Annotated in this window: 5 protein-coding genes; 1 reads left to right on the forward strand and 4 read right to left on the reverse strand. The window is 72.6% G+C overall.

Features of this window, described 5'->3' with window-relative positions:
* Nucleotides 1-251 precede the first annotated feature (251 nt).
* Nucleotides 252-1,109 carry a type I methionyl aminopeptidase gene (map, locus tag ACH442_RS08115; RefSeq protein ID WP_396337229.1) on the reverse strand — a complete coding sequence of 286 codons (858 nt, stop codon included), beginning with the start codon at nt 1,107-1,109 and terminating at the stop codon, nt 252-254.
* A 63-nt stretch (nt 1,110-1,172) separates the two neighbouring features.
* Between map and ACH442_RS08120 the strand changes: the two genes are divergently transcribed.
* Nucleotides 1,173-1,487 (forward strand): STAS domain-containing protein, encoded by a 315-nt coding sequence (locus ACH442_RS08120; protein ID WP_396337230.1) that lies wholly within the window; start codon nt 1,173-1,175, stop codon nt 1,485-1,487.
* On the opposite strand, the gene ACH442_RS08125 is transcribed toward ACH442_RS08120, so the two are convergent.
* From ACH442_RS08125 to ACH442_RS08135, 3 genes are all read right to left on the reverse strand, one after another.
* On the reverse strand, nt 1,480-4,911 hold the full coding sequence (locus ACH442_RS08125; RefSeq protein WP_396337231.1) for a SpoIIE family protein phosphatase: 3,432 nt from the start codon (nt 4,909-4,911) through the stop codon (nt 1,480-1,482). The genes ACH442_RS08120 and ACH442_RS08125 overlap by 8 nt on opposite strands.
* 72 nt (nt 4,912-4,983) lie before the next feature.
* Nucleotides 4,984-5,721, reverse strand: coding sequence for a gamma-glutamyl-gamma-aminobutyrate hydrolase family protein (locus ACH442_RS08130; RefSeq protein WP_396337232.1), 738 nt, complete (start codon nt 5,719-5,721; stop codon nt 4,984-4,986).
* Between the two features lie 17 nt (nt 5,722-5,738).
* A complete protein-coding gene (locus ACH442_RS08135) occupies nt 5,739-6,428 on the reverse strand; it encodes a gamma-glutamyl-gamma-aminobutyrate hydrolase family protein (RefSeq protein WP_396337594.1) in 690 nt (229 codons plus the stop codon).
* Between the last annotated feature and the right edge of the window lie 114 nt (nt 6,429-6,542).

Below are 6,542 nucleotides of genomic sequence, written 5' to 3' on the forward strand. Positions count from 1 at the left end.
CCCCGCCCTCGCGCGGCTCGCGGGGGGTGGGCCTGTGTTTGCACCGGCCCCCCCCCCCCCCCCCCCCCCCCCCCCCCGGGACCGTGAGCCGCGCCGCGACCGGGACCACCGGCGGGCTCGCGAGGGTGACCGCCGGCCACGGCCGGACGGTCGCCGGGCGGCCCGGACCACCGGCGGCCTCGCGTCACCGGCGACGGGACACGGCTTCTGCGGTTGGCCGCGCCGAACCCTCGTACCGTCGCATGGCTTTTTTATGGAAGGGTCAGGATCTCGGCACCCTCGTCGGTGACCACCAGGGTGTGTTCGAACTGGGCCGTCCATTTGCGGTCTTTCGTGACGACGGTCCAGCCGTCCTTCCAGACCTCGTATTCGTGCGTGCCGAGCGTGATCATCGGCTCGATCGTGAACGTCATACCGGGTTCCATGACGGTGTCCAGCCGCGGGTTGTCGTAGTGCGGCACGTAGAGGCCGGAGTGGAACGTCTCGCCGATGCCGTGACCGGTGAAGTCGCGGACGACGCCGTAGCCGAAACGCCGCGCGTACGCCTCGATGACCCGCCCGATCACGTTGATCGGCCGGCCCGGGGCGACCGCGCGGACGCCCCGCATCATCGCCTCGTGGGTCCGCTCGACCAGCAGCCGCGCGTCGTCGCTGACGTCCCCGACCAGGAACGTCGCGTCGGTGTCGCCGTGCACGCCGCCGATGAACGCGGTGACGTCGACGTTGATGATGTCGCCGTCCTCCAGCACGGTGGAGTCCGGGATGCCGTGGCAGATCACCTCGTTCAGCGAGGTGCAGCAGGACTTGGGGAAGCCCTTGTAGCCCAGGGTCGACGGGTACGCCCCGTGGTCCAGGATGAACTCGTGCACCACCCGGTCGATCTCGTCGGTGGTGACGCCGGGCTTGCAGTGCTCGCCGGCGAGCTGGGTGGCCTGCGCGGCGATCCGCCCGGCGACCCGCATCCGCTCGATGGTCTCGGGCGTCTGCACGTGGGAGCCCCGCCACTCCTTCGGACGCTTCTTGCCCACATATTCCGGGCGGACGATGTTTGCCGGGACCGACCGCTCACGCGACTGCTTGCCCGGCACAAGTGGGGCACGTACCGTCATGATGACAGCCTATCCGCCGTGCGGGGCCCGTCCTTGCCCGCCACTTACCGGCTGTGAAATCGTATGCCGGTGGATCTAGAGGGTCAGGACCCGCCGTTCTCGGCGACCGGAACGGTCTCCGGCGACCGGGTCACCGTGACGGTGACCGGCGAGGTCGACATGTCCACGGCACCCGTCCTCTTCCAGGCCGCCACCCCGGATCGGATCACCGGCGCGACCATCGACCTGCGCGCGGTGACGTTCTTCGACTCGGCCGCGATCCACACGCTGATCCGCCTCGCGGAACGGTTCCCTGGCGCGCTCGAGGTGTTCCCCTCCGACCGCGTCCGCCGGGTGCTCGACATCTCCGGCCTGGGCGATCAGCCCTGGCTCAGGTGAGCGGCCGGCGCAACGTGACCGCGGTGCCGTCCGGCGAGCGGTGAACCGAGAGTTCCGTCAGCGCGCCGATCAGCGCCAGCCCGCGGCCGCGGAAACCGGGGCCGCTCGACGGCCGCCACTGCCCGGTGTCGCGCACGGTCACGACGATCGCGTCGTCGTGCATCGACGCGTCCACGGTGATGAACGACTCGGCCGGCTCGACCGGGTGCTCGATCGCGTTCGCCGCTGCCTCGGAGACCGCCACGGTCAGGTCGAACGCGTCCGCCTCGGGGACGGCGTGCGCGACCAGGAAGTCCTCCAGCCGTTTGCGCAGCACGCTGAGGCGGGCCGGGTCGGCCGGCAGCCGCATGGAGAACTCGCGCGGCTCGGTCACCTCCAGCGCGACCATGGCGATGTCGTCGCGCCGCACCTGCCGGGCCGCCTTGGCGAGCAGCCGGTCCAGCAGGTCCTCGACGTGCTCGGTGGGTTTGGCGGCGTCCTCGATGAGCTCGGCCAGCCCGGCGTCGATGCCCTGCCGCCGGTCCTCGACCAGCCCGTCGGTGTAGAGCAGCAGCCGGTCACCGGGGTCGAGCTGCACCTCCCGCGTCGGATAGGGCACGTCGCGGAGCGCGCCGATCGGCGGCCCGAGCGCGGTCCGGTAGAGGAACGTGCCCAGCTCACCGCGGGCGACCCGGATCGGCGACGGGTGACCCGCCGACGAGTACCGCACGACCCGCGTGTCCGGGTCGAAACGCAGACAGAAGACCGTGGCGAACTGCCGCCGGCCGAGCGTGTCGACCAGACGGTTGAGCCGGCTCAGGGCCGGACCACAATCGAAACCTTCGAGGACGTACGCCCGTAGAGCGTTCCGCAGCTGGCCCATCGCGGCCGCGGCCTGCACGCCCTTGCCCACCACATCGCCGATGACCAGGTACAACTGGCCGTCGGGGGCGGCGATCACGTCGTACCAGTCGCCACCGACCCGGGCTTCACTGCTGCCGGCGACGTACCGGCTGCCCACCACCGCGCCGGGCACCCGGGGCAGCGACTGCGGGAGCAGGCTGTGCTGCAGTGTCCGGGCGATCCGGTGCTCGGTCTCGTAGAGGCGCGCGTTGGCCAGCCGCAGCCCGATGAGCCGGGCCAGCTGGGTGAGCACCATCGGCTCGACCGGCCCGCCGTCGCCGGCCCAGACCCGCAGCTCGCCGAGCGCCGGCCCGGCGGTGTCCGGCAGCGGCAGCACCAGGTCGGGCGCGGCCTCGGCGTCGGCGCCGCCGTCCCGCTCGGCGCGCGCGTCGGGCGCGGTCAGCACCACCCGCCCGGCCGACGTCATCGCCTGCACGTGCCGGGCGGCGACGTCGAGCACCTCGGCGGTGCCGATCACCACGTTCAGCGCGACCGCGGCGTCGACCAGGCCGCGCAACCGGCTCACGGTCTCCCGGCGCAGCTGGCCGAGCTCCACATTGGCCCGTACGCGCGCGGTCAGCTCCCGCGTCGAGAACGGCTTGACCAGGTAGTCGTCGGCCCCCGCGGCCAGCCCCTCGACCGCCGACTCCTCACCGGCGCGGGCGGAGAGCACGACGATCGGCACGTCCCGGGTGCGCGGGTCGGCCCGGAGGTCGGCGATCAGCCCGAAGCCGTCCAGCCGGGGCATCATCACGTCGGTCAGCACGAGGTCGAACGACCGCTCGCGGGCCAGTTCCAGGGCGGACCTGCCGTCCGCGGCGGTGACCACCTCCCAGTACGGGCTGAGCAGCCGCGACACGTGTTCCCGCAGATCGGCGTTGTCGTCGGCGAGCAGGATGCTGCCCTGGCCGGCGCCCGGGGCGGACGGGACGCTCCCGGAGTCCCCGCTCCACCGGACGGCCTCGTCGACCCAGAGCCGCGGATCGACCCCGGCCGGCTCGTCGGTGACCCGGTCGGCCGGCAGGTGCGCGGTGCCGAACGGGATCCGGACGATGAACTCGCTGCCCGCGCCCGGCCCGCTGTGCACGCTCACCGAGCCGCCGTGCAGCTCGGCCAGCTCACGGACCAGCGCCAGCCCGATCCCGGTGCCCTCGTGGCTGCGCGACCACGCGCCGGTGACCCGGTGGAAACGGTCGAACAGCAGCGCCTGCTCCTCGACGGGGATGCCCACGCCGGTGTCGCGCACGATCAGCTCGGCGTGCTCGTCCTCGACCCGGACACGTACCTCGACCCGGCCCTCGCGGGTGAACTTCACCGCGTTGGAGAGCAGGTTGAAGACGATCTTCTCCCACAGTTCGTGGTCCACGTGTACCGGTACGGGGGACGACGGCGTGTCGATCACCAGGTCCAGCCCGGCGCGCTCGGTGGCCGGGCGGAACGACTCGGCCAGGCGTGCGGTGTGCGCGGCCAGGTCGGTCGGGCGGTAGACGGCGCGCATCCGCCCGGACTCCAGCCGGGAGAAGTCCAGGACGGTGTTGACCAGCTTGAGCAGGCGCAGGCCGTTGCGGTGCAGCGGGACGAGCCGTTCGCGCAGGCCGGGGCCGGTGGCCGGGTCGTCGAGCAGGTCCTCCAGAGGGCCGAGGATCAACGTCAAGGGGGTACGGAACTCGTGGCTGACGTTGGAGAAGAAGTCGGTCTTCACCCGGTCCAGCGCGGCCAGCTCGGCGGCCCGGCGCCGCTCGTGCTCGTAGGCCCGGGCGTTGGCCACGGCCCGGCCGATCTGGGCCGCCGCCAGCTCCAGGAAGTCCCGGTAGCCGTCGTCCAGCGCCAGACGCGGGCTCACCTCGACGACCAGCGCGCCACCGGTGTCGATCGGCAGCACCAGCTCCCGCTCGGCGGCCACCGGCGGTGGGCCCTCCAGCACCAGCCGGGCGGACGGGACGTCAGCCTGATTCCCGGCGAGGACCGTGACCGCCTCGGCGGCCAGCGCGGCCACGCCGGGCGAGTCGGCCAGGCGGCGGCCCAGCGCGGAGAGCGTCCGGGCCCGCCGTTCCGCCAGCACCCGGCCGGTGGTCTCGGTGACCACGCACATGATCCCCCCGATCGCGTCGTCCGCGGTCCGGATCGGGTCATAGGAGATGTCGAAGTAGGTCTCCTCCAGGAAACCGAACCGGTCGATCAGGAAGACGTGGTCGGCGGCGTAGAACGCCTCGTCGGTCTCGTAGACCCGGCGGAACAGCGGCTCGATCACACCCCAGGTCTCGGCCCACAGCTCCCGGCCGGGACGCCCGAGGTACACGGGGTGCTTGCCCCCCATGGTCGGCGCGTAGGCGTCGTTGTAGAGCGCGACGTGCTCCGGCCCCCAGAAGAGCACCATCTGGGCCTTCGACCGCAGCATCATGATCACCGCGTCGACCAGTTCCGGTGGCCAGGCCGACGGATCACCGGCGGGCGAGACCGACCAGTCGTGGGCCGTCATCCGCCGGCCCATCTCGCCGCCGCGCTCGAAAGCGACACGCAGCCGGGCCGGCAGGGCGCCCATCAGAAGCCTCCCGTGGGGGTCGGGTGACCGGTGAAGCCGGCCCGGTGGCACGTTAACACCGGAACCTTCCGGCTACACGCTGGCAGCCTCGCGTCCCACCAGGGCGGCCTGATTCAGGGCGGCGAACGGCCGCAGGTCGGCCGTACGCTCCGGGTGCCACTGCACGCCGAGCGCGAACGTCCGCCCCGGGTGCTCCAGGATCTCCACCACCCGGTCGTCCGGGCACCAGCCGCTCGCCACGCACTCCCCCGGGTCGGCGACCGCCTGGTGGTGGAACGAGTTCACCGTGGTCTGCCGGCCGAACAGCTCGCGCGCCCGGGAGCCCTCCGCGGTCACCACGCCGTGCCGGCCGTAGTCACCGGCGCCGGCGGCCAGCGGATCGGTGCCGGCGTGGGCGCGGTGCCGGTCGTGGTTGATCAGGTCGGGCAGGTGCTGGTGCAGCGAGCCGCCGGTGGCCACCGCCATCACCTGGTGACCCCGGCAGACGCCGAGCACCGGCAGGTCCATCTCCAGCGCCGCCCGCATCAGCATGATCTCCGACGCGTCCCGCACCGGGTCCACCTCGGTCTCCGGGTGCGGCTCGGCGCCGTAGTTCGCCGGGTCGACGTCGCCGCCGCCGGTGAAGACGATGCCGTCCAGGGACTCGAGCACATCGGTGCCGGGGTCGTCGGGGGTGATCAGCACCGCCCGGCCGCCGGTCGCGTGCACCGCCTTGACATAGTTCATCGGCAGCATGCCGGCCATCATCTCGTTGCGGCCGAACGACACGTGCTGGGCGTACGAGGTGAGGCCGATCAGCGGTCTGCGCATGAGGGTGCGGTTCTCCTTCAGCTACGTGCGGCCGCCGCCACCAGGGCGCCGAAGAGCCGTTTGTCCCGGCTCACCTCGGGGTGCCACTGCACGCCGAGCAGGAACCGCCGATCCGGGTCCTCGACCGCCTCGGGCAGGCCGTCCTCGGCCCGGCCGGTGACGGTCAGTTTTCCAGGATCGGCGACGCCCTGGTGGTGGAAGCAGTTGATGGTCACGTCCGCACCCATGAGCCCGGCGATCCGGCTGCCGGGGGTGAAGACGGCTTCGTGCTCGCTGTACACCGCGGGGGCGACGCGGTGCCGTTCGTGCCCGAGGACGTCGGGCAGGTGCTGGTGCAGGGTGCCGCCGTGCGCCGCGACCAGCAGCTGCATGCCGCGGCAGACACCGAGCACCGGCAGGTCGAGGTCGAGCGCGGCCTGCAACAGAGTGAGCTCGCCCGCGTCCCGCTCCGGCTGGACGGCGGTGTGCGGGCCCGGCTGCTCGCCGTACAGCTCCGGGGAGATGTCCGGGCCGCCGGAGAGCAGCAGGCCGTCGAGCACCCGCAGCACGTCGGCGTCGAGGTCGTCGGGCGGCAGGAGCACCGCCCGGCCGCCGGCCAGGGTCACCGCGGCGGCGTAGTCGTGCGGAACCAGGGTGGTGGGGAGATCACGCCAGACACCCCAGGAAGCAGGCATCACGTACGTCGTGATCCCGATGATCGGACGCATCGCACCACCGTAGTCACCGCGCACAGGTTTCCCGCTCCGGACAGGCGCGGGGCGCCGGAAGCCCGCGCCCCGCGCCCGGGCCCGCAGGTCGACCACCCACGCGGTGATGAACCC

It is taken from the genome of Actinoplanes sp. NPDC020271, assembly GCF_044388125.1.
Lineage (GTDB): Bacteria > Actinomycetota > Actinomycetes > Mycobacteriales > Micromonosporaceae > Actinoplanes.